Origin of the sequence: Variovorax boronicumulans (assembly GCF_040544675.1) — a bacterium.
In the GTDB taxonomy this organism is placed as follows: domain Bacteria; phylum Pseudomonadota; class Gammaproteobacteria; order Burkholderiales; family Burkholderiaceae_C; genus Variovorax; species Variovorax boronicumulans_D.
This window is the reverse complement of record NZ_JBEPKK010000006.1, coordinates 199,510-217,462: the sequence shown is the minus strand read 5'-3', so window position 1 is coordinate 217,462 and position 17,953 is coordinate 199,510. Positions and strand designations below refer to the sequence as shown.

The window sequence follows — 17,953 nt, the reverse complement described above, 5'->3', positions numbered from 1 at the left end:
CCGCCAGCGCATCGTTCAGTCGATGCTGATGTTCGCAGCCTTGACCACCTCCGCCCACTTCAAGCGGTTCTCGTGCACGGTCTTCCTGAACTGCGCGGGCGACTCGATGCGAATGGCGTTGCCCTGGGCCTCGAACTTCTCGCGGATCTCGGGCTGCTCGAGCACCGCCTTGACGGCCGCGTTGAGATTGTCGACGATCTGAGCGTCGGTGCCCTTGGGCGCGAAGATGCCAAACCAGATCGAGCTGTCGAAACCCTGGGTGCCCGGCACGCCGCTGGCGGCGATGGTGGGCACCTCTTTCACGGCCGCCACCGGCGCGGCCGTGGTCACGCCCAACAGGCGCACCTTGCCGGCCTTGTAGTGCGGCAGCACCGTCTGCACCTGGTTCATGATGCAGCAGGTTTCGCCGCGCACCACCGACGTGATGGCCTCGGGGCCGCCCTTGTAGGGCACGTGCACCATGGTCAGGCCCAGGCGCGAATTGAGTTCCGCAAACGCCATGTGCGTGCCCGCGCCGTTGCCTGTAGACGCATAGTTGTACTTGCCGGGGTTGGCCTTGACGAGCTCGACGAACTCCTTCAAGGTCTTGACGTTGATGACCTCGGGATTGATGGTGAGCACGTTCGACACGTCGAGCACCGGGGCCACGGGCACGAAGTCGGCCTCCACGTCGAAGGGCAGTTTCTTGTAGAGCGCGGCGTTGCTGCCGTGCGTGGCCGCGGTGCCGAAGGAGAGCGTGTAGCCGTCGGGCTTGGCATGCGCCACATACTCGCTGGCGATGTTGCCGGCGGCGCCCGACTTGTAGTCGATGGTGACCGGGCGGCCCAGCTTCTTGGACAGCGGCTCCTGGATGGTGCGGGCGACCACGTCGACGCCCGAGCCGGCCGGAAAGCCCATGATGAGCGTGACCGGTTGCTGGGGCCAGTCCTGCTGGGCAAGGGCCAGGGGCGAGGCCGAGGCTGCGAGTACCGCGCCCGCGAGCAGCAGCGAACGGCGTGAAAACACAGAGAAGGGAGAATGGCGCATGACTGTCTTTCTGCGAGGCGGCGTTGCCCGGGCGATTGCAAAGGCACATACGAAGGCCCATTGTGGCGCGCGGCTCATGCCCGTTGCCGCATGAGCTTATGCCCGCCACCGATCCGCCACGCACCCGCTCCCCATAATCCCCCCATGGTCCGCACCTCCCAACAACTACACCCCGCACGCGAGCCCGCGCCCGTGCGCGCCGCCGCCACCGTGCTGCTGCTGCGCGACACGCCCGCCGGCATCGAAGTGCTGATGACCCGCCGCTCGGCCACCGCGAGCTTTGCGCCGGGCGCCTATGTTTTCCCTGGCGGCCACATCGACGCGGCCGACGAAGCCGCCAAGCGCATCGCCACCCGCCGTCCCACACAAAGCCGCGTGCAGCGCACGCAGGCCATCGCGGCCATTCGCGAGGGCTTCGAGGAGCTGGGCGTGCTGCTCGCGCGCCGCGCCGACGGCAGCCGCGTCACCGCCGAAGACATCGCCTCGATGGACCGCAACGCCACCGCGGGCACCGGCTTCGCCGACCAGTGCGCCGAGCGCGGGTTGATTCTTTGTTCCGACGAGGTCTTCACCTTCGCGCACTGGATCACCGACCGCGACCTGCCCAAGCGATTCGACGTGCCCTTTCTTGTCGCCCGCTTTCCCGAAGGCCAGGTGCCCACGGCCGACGAGAGCGAGCAGTTCGAGCCCAGCTGGGTGCGCCCCGCCGATGCGCTCGCGCGCCATGACGCGGGCACCTTCTTCATGATCTTTCCGACGGTGCGCACGCTGCAGCGCATGGCCACCTACGCCACGGTCGATGCGGTGCTCGCGGCCTGCGCGCCCGGCACGGACGGCGAAGTGCCGCTGTGGACCAGCTGCCCGCGCGCGGGCCTGCTGAAGGGCGAAGACGCGCGCTACATGGAAACCGATGCGCCCTTCGGCGAGCTCGCGCTGGTGTGCCCCGACGGCCAGGTGGCGCATGCGCTCGACTGGCAGAGCGAGCATGCGGTGCCGCTCTTGAAGAACGTGCAGCGCCTGACCGCGCCCAACCCGAGCGCGATGACCGGCCCGGGCACCAACACCTACATCGTGGGCGACGCGGACACCGGCTACACCGTGATCGACCCCGGCCCGAACGACTTCGACCACATCGGCCGGCTCTGGCGGCTGACGCACGGCGACATCCGCATGATCGTCTGCACGCATTCGCATGCCGACCATTCGCCCGGGGCCGCGCCGCTGCAGGCGCTGTGCAAGGCCGCGAGGCCGCCGATTCTGGGCCTGCCCTCGGCACCGACCGCACGCGCCACGGCGCGCTTCACGCCCGAGCGCGCGCTGGAAGACGGCGAGCGCCTCGTGCTGTCGGGCACCACGTCCGAGGGCGAGGCCATCACGCACACGTTGCGGGTGGTCCACACGCCCGGCCACGCAGCCAACCACCTGTGCCTGGTGCTCGAAGAAGACGGCCTGCTGTTCTCCGGCGACCACATCCTCAACGGCAGCACCACGGTGGTCGATCCGCCCGACGGCGACATGACGGCCTACCTCGATTCGCTGGACACGCTGGACCTGGTCTGCGCGGCGGGCGTCGTCGGGTTCATCCTGCCGGCGCACGGCTACGTGATCGGTTCGGCGCGCACCGCCATCGCGCAGCTGAAGGCGCACCGCCTCAAGCGCGAGGCCAAGATTGCCGCCGCCATGCAACGGCTGCCCGAAGGCACGCCCGAGCAGTGGCTTTCGCTGGCCTACGACGACGTGCCCGAGCGCATGTGGCCGGTGGCGGCCCGCTCGCTGGCAGCGCACGTCGCGCGCATCCAGCAATTGCAACAGGCGGGCGCCCGATGAACAGATCGACCCCGGACGACGAAGGCATCCGCCTGGCCAAGCGCGTGGCCGCACTGGCCGGCGTGTCGCGGCGCGAAGCCGAACTGCTGATCGAGAACGGCGCGGTGCGTGTGGACGGCGTGCCCGCCCTGACGCCCGCGGCGCGCGTGCAGCCACATCAGCAGGTGGAGATCGCGGCCGGCGCCAAGCCCGAGCCGGTGCTGCCTGTCACCATGCTGCTGTACAAACCGGCCGGCATGCCCACGGACAACGCGCACAGGCTGCTGGTGGGCGCAAACCACCACGAACCCGAGCGCGCCGGCCAGCGTTTTCTGCCGGCGCACCTGAAGGGACTGCACTGCATGACGCCGCTGGAAACCGGCGCCAGCGGCCTGGTGGCCTATACGCAGGAGTTCCGCATCGAACGCAAGCTGCAGGAAGACGCGGGCATCCTGGAGCACGAAGTGATGGTCGACGTGGCCGGCACGGTGAGCCCCGAAGTGCTCATGCGCTTCGAGCGAACCCCCGCGCGCGTGAGCATCGGCCGGCAGGCCGAGGACGGCAAGCAGACCGGCCTGCGCTTTGCGCTCAAGGGCGCGCGGCCCGGGCAGATTGCGCACCTGTGCGACCAGATGGGCCTGACCATCGTGGCGATGCGGCGCATCCGCATTGGCCGCGTGCCGCTGGCGGGGCTGGCGCCCGGACAGTGGCGCTACATGTCGCCGCAGGAACGGTTTTGAAGGGTTTTTGAAGGGCGTTCGAAGAAGATTTTTTCCAGCAGAGCGGCCAAGGCCGCCGATACATCGACAGACAGGGAGAAACACACCATGAGACTGGCAACACCGGCCGCTGCACTGGCCTCTGCACTGCCCCTGGCACTCATCGCGGGCTGCAGCGTTCTGGAGCCCTTGCTGCCCGCTGCGGCACCGCCGCCCCCACCGCCTCCGCCCCCCGTGGTGTCCAGGAACGGGCTGGCGCCGATCACCGGCGAGCAGGTCGAGCGCATCCGCGAAGCCATCGCCGCCAAGACACCCAGCCCCGCCGTGACCCGCGCGGTGCGCAGCGCGGCGCCCACCATCGAATCCTTCGTGCGCACCGAAGGCTGCATCACCGCGCGCAACGGCGCCGTGCTCAACCCCTTTGCGGCGCCGGGCCGGCTGTTCGACGGCACAGGCTTCCAGGGCGGGCCGATGACGCAGATGCAGTACCACGACAAGACGGCCTGCGTGACCGTCAAGCGCCTGCAGAACTGGAAGATGGTGTCGCCCAGGCTGCTGCGCTTCGAGGTGGTCTACGTGGGCGACGACGGCGAGGAGCGCGCCGTGAAGCGCCACGAGCTGATGCGCCAGCCCAAGGGCGGCTGGCTGTTCACGCGCTGAAAAGCGCGGGCGAAGAAAAAGTGTGAAGCTCGCCGATAAGCCGGATTCTGTGCACCGGATGCCTCTTGCGAAGCGCCCGGCGTGACCGCCATTACTCTGGGCCGTTTGTCGCCAAACGGCTCGATGCCACCTACCCGCCAGCTCAGCGGAACCACCTCGATACTGGCCTACTTGGTGTTGCTGCGCGCAGAGATTGCCCGTTTCACCCGAACTCAATCGGCTCGTCTCTGTTGCTCTGATCCTCACCTCACGGTGGAGAGTCGTTAACTCCTGCGCTGTCCTGTGCAGTCCGGACGTTCCTCCAGTGCGGTCTTTCGACGCGACGCCTTGCGGCGTTGCCCCTTTCGGGCTTGCACCAGCGGCGGTCTGGCGTGCTTCACGGCGCGGATTATCGCCTCATGCGCGCGGCCTGGTCCCACAATGCGCGCTGTCCGTCCGACAAACCGCATCGATCCAAGGAGACCCCATGAAGGCCCAGAACATCCTCCAGACCATCGGCAACACGCCGCACATCCGCATCAACCGCCTGTTCGGCCACGCCAGGCAACAGGTGTGGATCAAGTCCGAGCGCGCCAACCCCGGCGGCTCGATCAAGGACCGCATCGCGCTCGCCATGGTGGAAGACGCCGAGAAGTCCGGCGCGCTCCAGCCCGGCGGCACCATCGTGGAGCCCACCTCGGGCAACACCGGCATCGGCCTGGCGATGGTGGCGGCCGTCAAGGGCTACAAGCTGGTGCTGGTGATGCCCGACAGCATGTCCATCGAGCGCCGCCGCCTGATGCTGGCCTACGGCGCCACCTTCGACCTCACGCCGCGCGCCGGGGGCATGAAGGCCTCCATCGCCCGCGCCGAGGAAATCGTGGCCGGCACGCCCGGCGCGTGGATGCCGCAGCAGTTCAACAACCCCGCCAACGTCGAGGTGCATGTGCGCACCACGGCCGAGGAAATCGCGGCCGACTTCCCTGACGGCATCGATGTGATCATCACCGGCGTGGGCACGGGCGGCCACATCACCGGCGTGGCGAGGGTGCTCAAGAAGAAGTGGCCGAAGCTGCAGGTGTTCGCGGTGGAGCCGGTGGCTTCGCCCGTCATCTCGGGCGGCGCGCCGTCGCCGCACCCGATCCAGGGCATCGGCGCGGGCTTCATCCCGAAGAACCTCGATACCTCGCTGCTCGACGGCGTGCTGCAGGTCGATGCCGAACCGGCCCGCGAAATGGCCCGCCGCTGCGCGCAGGAAGAAGGCATTCTGGTGGGCATTTCGTCGGGCGCGACGCTCGCGGCCATTGCGCAGAAGCTGCCCTCGCTCGCACCCGATGCGGTGGTGCTGGGGTTCAACTACGACACCGGCGAGCGGTACCTGTCGGTCGAAGGCTTCCTCCCGGCCTGACCGGGCACCGAGCCAGCTATCCCTTTCATAGCGCCTTCGGCGCTTAAAATGCCCGGCCTGCTTGATAACCACAAGCCACCGACATGCTGAGAATCTCCGAACTCAAACTCCCGCTCGACCACGCCCCCGACGCGCTGGTCACCCTGATCGCCCGGACGCTGGACGTCCCGCTCGAAGCGATCGCCGCCCACACCGTCTTCAAGCGCAGCTTCGATGCGCGCAAGGCCGACCTGCTCACGGTCTACATCTGCGACGTGCAGTTGGCCGATACGAAGCGCGAAGCCGCCCTGCTTGCTCAACACGCAGGCCATCCGCACATCCAGCCCGCGCCGAACATGGTCTATGTGCCGCCGGCCAACGCGCCCGAAGGCACGAGCCGCCCCGTGGTGATCGGCTTCGGCCCCTGCGGCATCTTCGCGGCGCTGATGCTCGCGAAGATGGGCTTCAAACCGATCGTGCTCGAGCGCGGCAAGACCGTGCGCCAGCGCACCCGAGACACCTGGGGCCTGTGGCGCAAGAGCGTGCTCAACCCCGAGTCGAACGTGCAGTTCGGCGAAGGCGGTGCCGGCACTTTCTCTGACGGCAAGCTCTACAGCCAGATCAAGGACCCGCGCTTCCTCGGCCGCAAGGTGATGGAAGAGTTCGTCAAGGCCGGCGCGCCGCCCGAAATCCTTTATGTCGCGCATCCGCACATCGGCACCTTCAAGCTGGTGAAGGTGGTGGAAAACATCCGCGAACAGATCGTCGCGCTCGGCGGCGAAATCCGTTTCGAGCAGCGCGTGACCGATGTGCGCATCGAAGACGGCCAGCTGCGCGGCCTCACGGTGCTCGACCAGGCCACCGGCCAGTCGAGCGAAATGCGCGCCGACCACGTCGTGATGGCCCTGGGCCACAGCTCGCGCGACACCTTCGCGATGCTGCACGAGCGCGGCGTGTACATCGAGGCCAAGCCTTTCTCGATCGGCTTTCGCGTGGAGCATCCGCAGGGCCTCATCGACCGTGCGCGCTGGGGCCGCCATGCGGGCCATCCGCTGCTGGGTGCGGCCGACTACAAGCTGGTGCACCATGCGAGCAACGGCCGCTCGGTCTACAGCTTCTGCATGTGCCCCGGCGGCACGGTGGTCGCGGCCACCAGCGAGCCGGGCCGCGTGGTCACCAACGGCATGAGCCAGTATTCGCGCAACGAGCGCAATGCCAATGCGGGCATCGTGGTGGGCATCGATCCGAAGGACTTCCCAGGATGGAAATCCAATGCCCCGGGCGATGCGCTCGCGGGCATCGCCTTGCAACGCGATCTCGAATCCAACGCCTACGTGCTCGGCGGCAGCAACTACCACGCGCCGGGGCAACTGGTCGGCGACTTCGTGGCCGGCAAGCCTTCGACCGCACTCGGCAGCGTGACACCTTCGTACAAGCCCGGCGTCACGCCCACCGACCTGCGCGAAGCCCTGCCCGCCTACGCCATCGAGGCGATGCGCGAGGCCTTTCCCGCCTTCGGCCGCAAGATCAAGGGCTTCGATACGCACGACGCGGTGCTCACCGGCGTGGAGACGCGCACCTCGTCGCCGATCCGCATCACGCGCGGCGACGACTTCCAGAGCCTCAACGTGCGGGGCCTCTACCCCGCCGGTGAAGGCGCGAGCTACGCGGGCGGCATCCTCTCGGCCGGCGTGGACGGCATCAAGGTAGCCGAGGCCGTGGCGCGCAACGTGCTCGCCGCGGCCGAGCGCGAACGCACGGTGAACGCCTGATGCAAGCCATGCCCTTCGTTCGTCCCACAGCCGGCCAGTTCGCCGCCGCCACGCTGGCCATGGCCGCGGTGGTGCTGGCCTCCAACATCCTGGTGCAGTTCGCCATCAACGACTGGCTGACCTGGGGTGCTTTCACGTATCCGGTGGCTTACCTGGTGAGCGACCTGGTCAACCGGCGCTTCGGGCCGGCCGCGGCGCGGCGCGTGGCCTGGGTGGGTTTCGCGGTGGCCATCGCCGCGTCGCTGGCGCTGGCGCCGATGCGCATCGCGCTCGCCTCGGGCCTGGCCTACATCGCCTCGCAGCTGCTCGACATCCGCGTGTTCGACCGCCTGCGCCGCGGCCTCTGGTGGCGCGCGCCGCTGGTGGCGACGGTGATCGCGGCGGTGCTCGACAGCATCGTGTTCTGGGGCATCGCGTTTGCCGGCACCGACGGGCCCTGGCTCAGCTGGGCCGCGGGCGACCTCGCGGTGAAGCTCGGCGTCGGCGTGCTGATGCTGCTGCCGTTCCGCTTGCTGATCGGGCGGCAGGCCGCGCGTGCCTCGGCCCTGAGCCACTGAAAGACGACGATGTCCAGCGACGACTTCCACTTCTACGAGCCCGCCAAGGGCCACGGCCTGCCGCACGACCCGTTCAACGCGATGGTCGGCCCGCGCCCCATCGGCTGGATCTCGTCGCAGGACGCGAACGGCGTGCTCAACCTCGCGCCCTACAGTTTTTTCAACGCCTTCAACTACACGCCGCCCATCGTCGGTTTCGCGAGCATCGGCGCCAAGGACAGCCTGCACAACATCCGCCAGACGCGCGAGTTCGGCTGGAACCTGGCCACGCGACCGCTGGCCGAGCAGATGAACCAATCCTGCGCGGCGGTGCCGCCCGATGTGAACGAGTTCGAGCTCGCCGGGCTCACGACCGCCGCCTCCAGGACCATTGCCGTGCCGCGCGTGGCCGAGAGCCCTGTGTCCTTCGAATGCAGGCTCACGCAGATCCTGCAGCTCGAAGGCGTGGACGGCGCGCCAGTGCAGACCTGGCTGGTGTTGGGCGAAGTGGTGGGCGTGCACATTGCCCGCCACCTGCTGAAAAACGGCATCTACGACACCGCCGCGGCGCAGCCGATATTGCGCGGCGGCGGACCGGCGGACTATTTCGAAGTCAGCCCCGACAATCTCTTCAGGATGTTCCGGCCGCGCTGAAGGCGCAACGGACTTCATTTCTTTTTCACCCTTTCCTTCCACCGCGCTCCTCGCCGCGCCCCCCGCATGACCGACGCTTCCACCGCCACCCCGAAGACGAACGCGCGCCCGCCCCGGCGCCAGCAACTGGACATGGCCGATCAGCTCAAGCAGCTGCAGGCCGGTCCCGATGCGGGCGCAGACGCCAGCGCCAGCGCGGAATCGCCCGCGCAGCCGCAGCGTGAGCCGCGTGGACCGCGCGAGCCCCGTGAACCCCGCCAGTCCCGCCCACCCCGGCAGAACAACCAGGGCGGCGGCAACCAGCGCCCCCCACGCCAGCCGCAGCAAGCCCGCAACCAGGGCGCGCAAGGCGAAGGCCAGGCACAGGCCCAGCCGCAACGCGCACCGCGCAAGGTCAGTCCGGTGCTCGAGCGGCTGTTCGAGCTGTATCCGCAGCTCTTCGGTGCGCGCTTCGTGCCCTTGAAGCTCGGCGTGTACGAAGACCTGCTCGCCCGCCATCCCGAAGACTTCAAGGCCGAAGACCTGAAGATCGCGATGGGCCAGCATGCGCGCTCCACCCGCTACCTGGAAAGCGTGGCCGCCGGCCTCGCGCGCCACGACCTCGACGGCAATGCGCTGGACCCGGTGGCGCCCGAGCATGTGCACCACGCCATCCTGGAACTGCATCGCCGCCGCACCCTGCGCAGCGGCGAAGACCTGCGCCCGCAACTGGTGGCGCGCATCGCCAAGGCGATCGAAGCCTCGGGCCTGGACCGCGAAGCCTATGCCGTGCTCGTGCGTTCGCGCGACGAGAAGAACAACGCCGTGGTCGACGAAGCCCTGGCCGAGCTCGCCCAGCAGGCCGCCAAGCGCGAAGCGCTGCTGCGCGCCTTCGAGGCCAGCGGCCGCAGCGAGCAGGAATTTGCCGAGATGTACGGCATGAAGCCGGGCGAGGTGGCGCGCACGCTGCAGCATGCGCGCGCCGAGCGGCAGGCGCCGGCAGCCGCTGCTGCTCCGGCCGCTGCTACTCCTTCGCCTGCCGAACCCGCGGCACCTGCTGCACCTGTGGATTCGGCCGCGTCGTCGGAAGAACCTGCGGAACCCGCCGCCGACTGATACCCCGCGCACTCACCGGCACCCCGCCGGAAAAAAAACCGCCACGCAAAAGCTGGCGGTTTTTTTATGTCCGGCGGCAACTGCGTGCCGCGGCCGTCGGTCGTATCAACGTGCGTTTTGCAGCGCGGCGATGCGCTCTTCGATCGGCGGGTGCGTGGCAAACAGCTTGCCCATGGTGCCGGTGATGCCCATGGCTTCCACGGCCTTGGGCAGTTCGCCGGCCGGCAGGCCGCCCAGGCGGGCCAGCGCATTCATCATCGGCTGCTTCTGGCCCATGAGTGCGGCCGCACCGGCGTCGGCGCGGAACTCGCGCTGGCGCGAGAACCAGGCCACCACGATCGCGGCGGCAAAGCCCAGCACGATGTCCAGCACGATGGTGCTCACGTAGTAGCCGATGCCCGGACCCGACGAGCGGTCGTCGCCGCGGCGAAGGAAGCTGTCGACCGCATAGCCGATCACGCGCGAGAGGAACACCACGAAGGTGTTCATCACGCCCTGGATCAGCGCCATGGTGACCATGTCGCCGTTGGCGATGTGCGCCACCTCGTGGCCGATGACGGCCTCGACCTCTTCGCGCGTCATGCCCTGCAGCAGGCCGGTGGACACCGCCACCAGCGACGAATTCTTGAAGGCGCCGGTCGCGAAGGCATTGGGCTCGCCTTCGAAGATCGCGACCTCGGGCATGCCGATGCCGGCCTTGTCGGCGAACTTGCGCACTGTGGCGACGATCCAGGCCTCGTCGGGCGACTGGGGGTTGTCGATCATGCGCAGGCCCGCGGTCCACTTGGCCATGGGCTTGCTGATGAGCAGCGAGATGATCGCGCCGCCGAAGCCCATGACCAGCGCAAAGCCGAGCAGCGCCGGCAGGTTCAGGCTGGTACCTACGAGGAAGCGGTTGACGCCGAGCAGGCTGGCGACGATGCCGAGCACTGCAACGACCATCACATTGGTCAAAACGAACAGAAGGATGCGTTTCAAGTTGAATTCTCCGTGGGGGACACTGCCGCTCAGATGAGGGCCCCGGGGCCCTCTTCAAGCCATGCACCGCGGGCGTGTCCTTGTTGTATTAAGTTCTGACGACGGCCCGGCATGGCGGCTCGCGGGTAGAGCGATGATAGGAGCAAAAGTTCTACGGACGGGGCCTGAAGACCTTCGGATCGTCGTAGTACTCGGGCCTTGCGTTGTCCGCGCACCAGCCTGGAACACCCAGCACCGGGAGCGGCACGAAGGGCTTCTGCGCGAGCCGCCCGGGCGCCAGCGTCCGGGCCAGTGCGGCGTCGTCCAGGGCGGCTGAACGGTCTGCATCCGGCAGCGGCAGCAGCACATGCGCCGTCGCGGCCTTGCGGGGCGACACCAGCTTTTCGAGCAGCGCATGGCCGAACACCAAGAGGCGCGCGTCGGACCACAGGGCGCGGCGCGTCACGAAGAGCGTGGCCCAGTCGCGCGCCATCAGCGCCTCCCACAGCGCGGCGGGCGCATCAAGCACCGCGCCGTTCTCGTCGAACAGCGTGAGCGCATCGCGCAACGGCCCGCGCGTGGCGCCGATGCCAGTGCGGGCGATTTCGGCGGCCTGCAGTTCGTTGAGGCGGCGCTTGGCCTCCGGAAAGGCCAGCCAGACCAGGCCGTTGAAGAAGTCGTGCAGGTTGTCGCGGGTCGGGACGGTGCGGGTCTGGAAGATGTGGGCTTCGTAGGACTGCCCGGCCGGCAGATGGTCCTGGTGCACGAAGTCAGGCACCGGGGCAGCCTTCAAGGCCTGCAGCGCCGAAGCGACCGAAGTGCGGTGCGCGGCCTGCGCCGCCGCTTCGCCATGGGTGCGATAGGGCGCGAGCCAGGGCTGCGCCCAGTCGACCGCCGGCAGCATCAGGACGCGGGCGCGCCCGTCCAGCGGATGCGGTCGGGGTGCTGCAGCACGGCGAACTCGGAGGTGAGCTTGTCGAACAGCTTGAGCGAACTGCCGTGCTTGCCGAGCAGCCCCGCCGCGCGCAAGGCCTGCGCCACGTCGTTGAGCGGCACGTCGCCGCCGTTGCGCAGCGCGGGCGCGGCCTGCAGGATGAATTCGGCGGCCTCGGACACAGGCCGCGGCGCGGGCTTGGCCGCGGCCCTGCTGGCCGTCTTCTTCGCGGCGGTCTTGGTCGCGGCCTTCTTGGCCGGCGTGGCCGCGCTCTTTGCGCGCGCCGTCTTCGTTGCAGGCACCTTCGCCGCAACCTTCTTGGCCACGGCAGTGCGTGCCGCCGGCTTGACGCTGTGGTGCGCCAGGTCGATGAAGGTGTCGTAGATGCCCACCGTCTCGTCGCCCGTCTTGCCTTGCTGGCCGATGCCGCAGACACGGCAGCCCTTTTCGCGCAGCCGGATCACGAGCGGCGCGAAGTCGGAGTCCGACGACACCAGCACCACCACGTCGGGTCGCTCGTCGATCACCAGGTCGATCGCATCGACCGCGAGCGCGATGTCGGTGCTGTTCTTGCCGGCCGAGAGGTTCACCATCGGCCGCACCGACAGCCGCTTGAACATCGCCTGCCGGTTGACGGCCATCTCGGCGTTGCAATAGGCGCGGCGCACATGGATGGCGCCGTACTCGTCCATGGTGCGCTGCACGGACTGCTCGATCACGTCGGCCGAGACGTTGTCGGCATCGATCAGCAGCATCACGCGCAGCGTGGGTGTCATACGAGTTTCCAATTGATGGTTTCACCGCCGCGCAAGGGCTTGAGCGTGGCCTCGCCATAAGGCACCGTCTCCGGCACCGTCCAGCTTTCGCGCTTCAGCGTGACGGTGTCGGTGTGGCGCGGCAGGCCGTAGAAGTCGGGGCCGTGGAAGCTTGCGAAGCCTTCGAGCTTGTCGAGCGCGTTCACGTTGTCGAAGGCCTCGGCATAAAGCTCGATGGCGGTGAGCGCGGTGTAGCAGCCGGCGCAGCCGAACGCGTGCTCCTTCAGGTGCGCGGGGTGCGGCGCGCTGTCGGTGCCGAGGAAGAAACGGTCGCTGCCGCTCGTGGCCGCCTCAACCAGCGCGACGCGGTGGGTCTCGCGCTTGAGCACCGGCAGGCAGTAGTAGTGCGGGCGAATGCCGCCGGTGAAGATGGCGTTGCGGTTGTAGAGCAGGTGGTGCGCGGTGATGGTGGCGGCCGTGAAGCTGCCGGCATCGCGCACGTAGTGCGCGCCTTCCTTGGTGGTCAGGTGTTCGAACACCACCTTCAGCTCGGGGAAGTCACGGCGCAGCGGAATCATCACGCGGTCGATGAACACCGCCTCGCGGTCGAACAGGTCGATGGCGGGGTCGGTCACCTCGCCGTGCACCAGCAGCAGGAGGCCGTGCTTCTGCATGGCTTCGAGCGTCTTGTAGGTGTGGCGGATGTCGGTCACGCCGGCATCGCTGTTGGTGGTGGCGCCGGCCGGGTAGAGCTTGAGCGCGCGCACGCCGGCTTCGGCGGCGAGGGCGATTTCCTCGGGCGGCAGCTTGTCGGTGAGGTAGAGCGACATCACCGGCTCGAAGGCGATGCCTTCGGGCACGGCGGCGAGGATGCGGTCGCGGTAGGCCACGGCCTGGGCGGCGGTGGTCACGGGCGGACGCAGGTTGGGCATGATCAGCGCGCGGCCGAACTGGCGGGCGCTGTGGGGCACGACGGCTTCGAGCGCGGCGCCGTCGCGCACATGCAGGTGCCAGTCGTCTGGGCGGGTGATCGTGAGGGTGTCTGTCATGGCGCGGGGATTGTCGCACCGCCCTCCGCGCGCCGTGGCTCCCTAACGCTGGAACACCCGGTAGGTGCGGGTCGGCACGTCCTGGATCCATTGGAAGTACCCCACCGAGCAGCGCTCGCCGCGCCCCGGCGGCCAGGGGTCGAAGATGCGCAGCGTGGTGCCGCGGCCGCTCGCGTCGTTGTCGCCGCGAATGCCCGCGACCACGATGAAGTGGCCGGGGCTGCCGGCGCCGGTCGCGTACTCGCGCGCATTCCACAGCATGTCGAACATCAGCGGCGCGCCGCGCAAGGCATCGCGCAGCATGCCGACGGACCACGACATCGGCGGGCGCAGCGACAGGCTGTGCGCGGCCGCATAGCGCTGGCTGCCGGTCATGGCGTCGCCGGTGTCCGAGAAGTTGAGAAGGCCCCCGTCGGACGCGATGAGGTCGGCGGGCGTGCGGCTCACCACCGAGGTCACGGTGGTGCGCGTGACCATCGCGGTGCTCGCGGCCCAGCACTGCGTGGGCGTGGGCTGCGGGATCAGCGCCACCGGATGCAGGATGGGCGCGCTGCCTTCGCTGTCGAAGGCCACGTTCTGCGTGCAGGGCCCGGCCTCGCCGTCTTCCACCAGCCAGTTCGCGGCCTGCAGCCGCAGCACGGCGGTGCGGGTGCGCGGGCCGTAGTCGCCGTCGGTCGCCAGGGCCGGCGAGGGCTGTAGCTTGCGGTTCAACGCTTCCTGCAGACGGCGCACATCGGTGCCGCGCGAGCCTTGCCTGAGCAATGTCATGGGTGTCCCCTCGCCCGCATTCTTCTGGAGGAGCGAGCGGGCGACTGAATTGTGGAAATGACGCGCCGCAGCGTCTATTGGCCTGACGCCATATGCAGGACAGGCAGGACAGATGCGGACGCGGGCGCGGACCGGCGGGAACACGGGGGGGCGGCGCCGCCGCCCCAATGACCCGAAGCGGCCTGGGGGCTCTGCACCGGCTGGCACATGTCGTGCTTGAGCGTTTCTTTCGCCCTTTCCGCCATTCCACCCACCGGAGTTCCATGTGAAGCGTGCCGCCCCCGCCCTGTCCCTGAAACCCCTGTCCGCCGCTGCGGCGCTCGCCGTTCTGGTGTTTGCATCTCCCGCCGCGCTGGCCCAGGAGAAAACGCTGCGCATCGCGATGACCGCCGCCGACATCCCGCGCACCCTCGGCCAGCCCGACCAGGGCTTCGAAGGCAACCGCTTCACCGGCATCCCCATCTACGACGCGCTCACGCAGTGGGACCTGTCGAAGGCCGACGCGCCCAGCGTGCTGATTGCCGGCGTCGCCACCACGTGGGCGGTCGATGCCAAGGACAAGACCAAGTGGGTCTTCAAGCTGCGCCCCGGCGTCAAGTTCCACGACGGCTCGGCCTTCAACGCCGACGCGGTGGTGTGGAACGTGCAGAAGGTGCTCGACAAGGACGCCCCGCAGTTCGACGCGAGCCAGGTCGGCGTCACCGCATCACGCATGCCCACGCTCCGGTCGGCGCGCAAGATCGACGACATGACGGTCGAGCTCACCACCAGCGAGCCCGATGCGTTCCTGCCGATCAATCTGTCGAACCTGTTCATGGCCTCGCCCGCGCAGTGGCAGAAAAAGTTCGACGCCGCCGCCGGCGCCACCCCCGCGGACAAGTCCAAGGCCGCCTGGACCGCCTTCGCCGCCGACCCCTCGGGCTCGGGCCCGTTCAAGGTCACGCGCTTCGTGGCACGCGAACGGCTGGAGCTCGCCGCCAACAAGACGTATTGGGACGCGAAGCGCGTGCCCAAAATTGACAAGGTCGTGATGATCCCCATGCCCGAGGCCAATGCGCGCACCGCCGCGCTGCTGGGCGGGCAGGTCGACTGGATCGAGGCGCCCTCGCCCGACGCCATGGCGCAGATCACGCAGCGCGGCTTCAAGATTTACTCGAACGCGCAGCCGCATGTGTGGCCGTGGCAGCTGTCGTTTGCCGAAGGCTCGCCCTGGCTCGACAAGCGTGTGCGCCAGGCCGCCAACCTGTGCATCGACCGCGGCGGCATGAAGCAGTTGCTGGGCGGCATGATGGCCGAGCCCAAGGGCACGGTGCCGCCGGGCCACCCGTGGTTCGGCAAGCCCACCTTCGACATCCGCTACGACGTGAAGGCCGCGCAGGCGCTGATGACACAGGCCGGCTATTCAGCGGCCAAGCCGATCAAGGTGAAGGTGCAGATCTCCGCCTCGGGCTCGGGCCAGATGCAGCCGCTGCCCATGAACGAGTTCGCGCAGCAGTCGCTCAAGCAGTGCTTCTTCGACGTGCAGTTCGACGTGATCGAATGGAACACGCTCTTCACCAACTGGCGCAAGGGCGCGAAGGACCCGTCGGCCAACGGCGCCAACGCGGTCAACATCAGCTTCGCGGCGATGGACCCCTTCTTCGCAATGGTGCGCTTCGTGAGCACCAAGGCCTTCCCGCCGGTGTCGAACAACTGGGGCTACTACGGCAACGCCGAGGTCGACAAGCTGGTGGCCGATGCGCGCACCAGCTTCGACGACAAGGCCCGCGATGCCGCGCTCGCCAAGCTGCACACCCACATCGTGGACGACGCGCCCTTCGTGTGGATCGCGCACGACGTGGGTCCGCGCGCCCTCTCGCCCAAGGTGAAGAACGTGGTGCAGCCCAAGAGCTGGTTCATCGACATCGCGACGATGACGATGGACTGACCGCCTCTTCCAGCCAGCTCCCCAGCCAGCCATGCTCGCCTACCTCCTGCGCCGCGTGATCTACGCCGTGCCGATCATGATCGGCGTGGCCCTCGTGTGCTTTTTGCTCGTGCACATCGCGCCCGGCGATCCGCTGGTGTCGATCCTGCCGCCCGACGCTTCGGCGGACCTGCAGGCGCAGCTGCGCGAGCTCTACGGCTTCAACCGCTCGCTGCCCGAGCAGTTCGCGATGTGGGTCTGGCGCGCGCTGCACGGCGACCTGGGCGTCTCCATCGCGAGCAACCGCGCGGTGGCCGGCGAGGTGTTCACCGCCGTGGGCAACACGCTGCGGCTGGCGGTGGTGGCCACCTTCATCGGCTTCGTGCTCGGTTGCCTTTTCGGCTTCGTGGCCGGGTACTTTCGCAACTCCTGGATCGACCGGCTCGCCTCGATGGTCTCGGTGCTCGGCGTGAGCGTGCCGCACTACTGGCTGGGCATGGTGATGGTGATCGTGTTCTCGTCGCAGCTCATGTGGCTGCCGGCCACGGGTGCCGGGCCCAGCGGCTCGGGCGACTGGGCCTGGAACTGGGAGCACCTGCAGTTCCTCTTGCTGCCCGCGCTCACGATGTCCGTGATTCCGATGGGCATCATCGCGCGCACGGTGCGCGCGCTGGTGGCCGACATCCTCGACCAGGAGTTCATCGTCGGCCTGCGCGCCAAGGGCCTCACGCACTTCGGCGTGTTCCGCCACATGGTGAAGAACGCGGCGCCCACCGCACTGGCCGTGATGGGCCTGCAACTGGGCTACCTGCTGGGCGGCTCCATCCTCATCGAGACGGTGTTCTCGTGGCCCGGCACCGGCTTTCTGCTCAACTCCGCCATCTTCCAGCGCGACCTGCCGCTGCTGCAGGGAACGATCCTGGTGCTGGCGATGTTCTTCGTGGTGCTGAACCTGCTGGTGGATGTGCTGCAGACGCTGCTCGATCCGCGCATCGCGCGGGCCTGAAGAAAAAAAGAACCGCCAAGCCATGTCCACCGTGCTCGCTTCTTCTCCCACCGCCGCCGCGGTGGAACCATTGCCGGCCCAACGCTCGCGCGGCTACTGGGCCTCCGTCTGGCTGCGCTTTCGCAGCGACCCCGTGGCCATCGGCGCGGCCGTGGTCGTGCTGTTCCTCATCGCGCTCGCGCTGTTCGGCCCCTGGATCGCGCCGTTCGACCCATACCAGTCGTCGATGCTCAAGCGGCTCAAGCCCATCGGCACCGAGGGCCTGCCCTTCGGCAGCGACGAACTGGGCCGCGACATGCTCTCGCGGCTGATCGTCGGCGCGCGGCTGTCGCTCTTCATCGGCATCACGCCGGTGCTCTGCGCCTTCGTGCTGGGCACGGTGATCGGCATCGTCGCGGGCTATGCCGGCGGCATCACCAACACGCTGATCATGCGCACCATCGACGTGTTCTATGCGTTCCCGTCGGTGCTGCTGGCCATTGCGCTGTCGGGCACGCTGGGCGCGGGGGTGGTCAATTCACTCATCTCGCTGACCATCGTGTTCATTCCGCAGATCGCGCGCGTGGCCGAGAGCGTGACCACGCAGGTGCGCACCCGTGACTACGTGGAGGCAGCGCGCGCCTCGGGCGCGAGCCCCTTCACCATCGTGCGGGTGCATGTGCTGGGCAATGTGCTCGGCCCCATCTTCGTGTACGCCACCAGCCTGATCGCGGTGTCGATGATCCTGGCCTCGGGGCTGTCGTTCCTGGGCCTGGGCGTGAAGCCGCCCGAACCGGAGTGGGGCCTGATGCTCAACACGCTGCGCACCGCGATCTATGTGCAGCCATGGGTGGCGGCGTTGCCGGGGGTGATGATCTTCATCACTTCGATTTCGTTCAACCTTCTGTCCGATGGATTGCGGTCGGCGATGGACAACAAGGGGTGAAGGTGGGCGCTTTTTTTCA

At 68.3% G+C, this 17,953-nt stretch carries 17 protein-coding genes and 1 other RNA gene; 11 read left to right on the top strand and 7 right to left on the bottom strand.

What is annotated here, in order from left to right; all coding sequences use genetic code 11:
* Positions 1 to 15: 15 nt before the first annotated feature.
* On the bottom strand, positions 16 to 1,026 hold the full coding sequence (locus tag ABIC90_RS13495) for a Bug family tripartite tricarboxylate transporter substrate binding protein (RefSeq protein WP_354354624.1): 1,011 nt from the start codon (positions 1,024 to 1,026) through the stop codon (positions 16 to 18).
* Positions 1,027 to 1,170: 144 nt separating this feature from the next.
* Between ABIC90_RS13495 and ABIC90_RS13490 the strand changes: the two genes are divergently transcribed.
* From ABIC90_RS13490 to ABIC90_RS13480, 3 genes are all read left to right on the top strand, one after another.
* A complete protein-coding gene (locus ABIC90_RS13490; RefSeq protein ID WP_354354623.1) occupies positions 1,171 to 2,853 on the top strand; it encodes an MBL fold metallo-hydrolase in 1,683 nt (560 codons plus the stop codon).
* Positions 2,850 to 3,572 carry an RNA pseudouridine synthase gene (locus ABIC90_RS13485; protein WP_354354622.1) on the top strand — a complete coding sequence of 241 codons (723 nt, stop codon included), beginning with the start codon at positions 2,850 to 2,852 and terminating at the stop codon, positions 3,570 to 3,572. Before ABIC90_RS13490 ends, ABIC90_RS13485 begins: the two co-directional genes overlap by 4 nt.
* 87 nt (positions 3,573 to 3,659) lie before the next feature.
* Positions 3,660 to 4,211, top strand: a complete 552-nt coding sequence (locus tag ABIC90_RS13480) for a hypothetical protein (RefSeq protein WP_354354621.1) — start codon at positions 3,660 to 3,662, stop codon at positions 4,209 to 4,211.
* Between the two features lie 20 nt (positions 4,212 to 4,231).
* Here ABIC90_RS13480 and rnpB read toward each other — a convergent pair.
* Positions 4,232 to 4,589: RNase P RNA component class A (gene rnpB / locus ABIC90_RS13475), an RNA gene on the bottom strand.
* A gap of 88 nt (positions 4,590 to 4,677) precedes the next feature.
* On the opposite strand from rnpB, the gene cysK reads away from it, so the two are divergent.
* From cysK to ABIC90_RS13450, 5 genes are all read left to right on the top strand, one after another.
* Entirely contained in the window at positions 4,678 to 5,598 is a 921-nt protein-coding gene (gene cysK / locus ABIC90_RS13470) for a cysteine synthase A (protein ID WP_354354620.1), read from the top strand.
* An 83-nt stretch (positions 5,599 to 5,681) separates the two neighbouring features.
* Positions 5,682 to 7,349: an NAD(P)/FAD-dependent oxidoreductase gene (locus tag ABIC90_RS13465; protein WP_354354619.1), complete on the top strand. Its 1,668-nt coding sequence runs from the start codon at positions 5,682 to 5,684 to the stop codon at positions 7,347 to 7,349.
* On the top strand, positions 7,349 to 7,906 hold the full coding sequence (locus ABIC90_RS13460) for a VUT family protein (protein ID WP_436318209.1): 558 nt from the start codon (positions 7,349 to 7,351) through the stop codon (positions 7,904 to 7,906). Before ABIC90_RS13465 ends, ABIC90_RS13460 begins: the two co-directional genes overlap by 1 nt.
* 9 nt (positions 7,907 to 7,915) lie before the next feature.
* A complete protein-coding gene (locus ABIC90_RS13455) occupies positions 7,916 to 8,539 on the top strand; it encodes a flavin reductase family protein (RefSeq protein ID WP_354354618.1) in 624 nt (207 codons plus the stop codon).
* Positions 8,540 to 8,605: 66 nt separating this feature from the next.
* On the top strand, positions 8,606 to 9,634 hold the full coding sequence (locus tag ABIC90_RS13450; protein WP_354354617.1) for a ProQ/FinO family protein: 1,029 nt from the start codon (positions 8,606 to 8,608) through the stop codon (positions 9,632 to 9,634).
* A 105-nt stretch (positions 9,635 to 9,739) separates the two neighbouring features.
* Here ABIC90_RS13450 and htpX read toward each other — a convergent pair whose 3' ends face one another.
* The 5 genes from htpX to ABIC90_RS13425 form a co-directional block, all read right to left on the bottom strand.
* The gene (gene htpX / locus ABIC90_RS13445) at positions 9,740 to 10,612 is read right to left on the bottom strand and encodes a protease HtpX (protein ID WP_354354616.1); all 873 of its coding nucleotides are present in this window, start codon (positions 10,610 to 10,612) and stop codon (positions 9,740 to 9,742) included.
* 151 nt (positions 10,613 to 10,763) lie between these two features.
* Positions 10,764 to 11,498: a DUF3025 domain-containing protein gene (locus ABIC90_RS13440; RefSeq protein ID WP_354354759.1), complete on the bottom strand. Its 735-nt coding sequence runs from the start codon at positions 11,496 to 11,498 to the stop codon at positions 10,764 to 10,766.
* Entirely contained in the window at positions 11,495 to 12,301 is an 807-nt protein-coding gene (locus ABIC90_RS13435; RefSeq protein WP_354354615.1) for an NYN domain-containing protein, read from the bottom strand. Before ABIC90_RS13435 ends, ABIC90_RS13440 begins: the two co-directional genes overlap by 4 nt.
* Entirely contained in the window at positions 12,298 to 13,329 is a 1,032-nt protein-coding gene (gene pyrC / locus ABIC90_RS13430) for a dihydroorotase (protein WP_354354614.1), read from the bottom strand. The genes ABIC90_RS13435 and pyrC overlap by 4 nt, the downstream gene beginning before the upstream one ends.
* Before the next feature lie 42 nt (positions 13,330 to 13,371).
* Complete coding sequence (locus ABIC90_RS13425; protein WP_354354613.1) at positions 13,372 to 14,097, bottom strand: peptidoglycan-binding protein; 726 nt, start codon at positions 14,095 to 14,097, stop codon at positions 13,372 to 13,374.
* A 265-nt stretch (positions 14,098 to 14,362) separates the two neighbouring features.
* Between ABIC90_RS13425 and ABIC90_RS13420 the strand changes: the two genes are divergently transcribed.
* Genes ABIC90_RS13420 through ABIC90_RS13410 form a run of 3 tightly spaced genes read left to right on the top strand, consistent with a single transcriptional unit; the run spans position 14,363 to position 17,934 of the window.
* A complete protein-coding gene (locus tag ABIC90_RS13420; protein ID WP_354354612.1) occupies positions 14,363 to 16,024 on the top strand; it encodes an ABC transporter substrate-binding protein in 1,662 nt (553 codons plus the stop codon).
* Positions 16,025 to 16,055: 31 nt separating this feature from the next.
* Entirely contained in the window at positions 16,056 to 17,009 is a 954-nt protein-coding gene (locus tag ABIC90_RS13415) for an ABC transporter permease (RefSeq protein WP_354354611.1), read from the top strand.
* A 22-nt stretch (positions 17,010 to 17,031) separates the two neighbouring features.
* Positions 17,032 to 17,934, top strand: a complete 903-nt coding sequence (locus tag ABIC90_RS13410) for an ABC transporter permease (protein WP_354354610.1) — start codon at positions 17,032 to 17,034, stop codon at positions 17,932 to 17,934.
* Positions 17,935 to 17,953 lie beyond the last annotated feature (19 nt).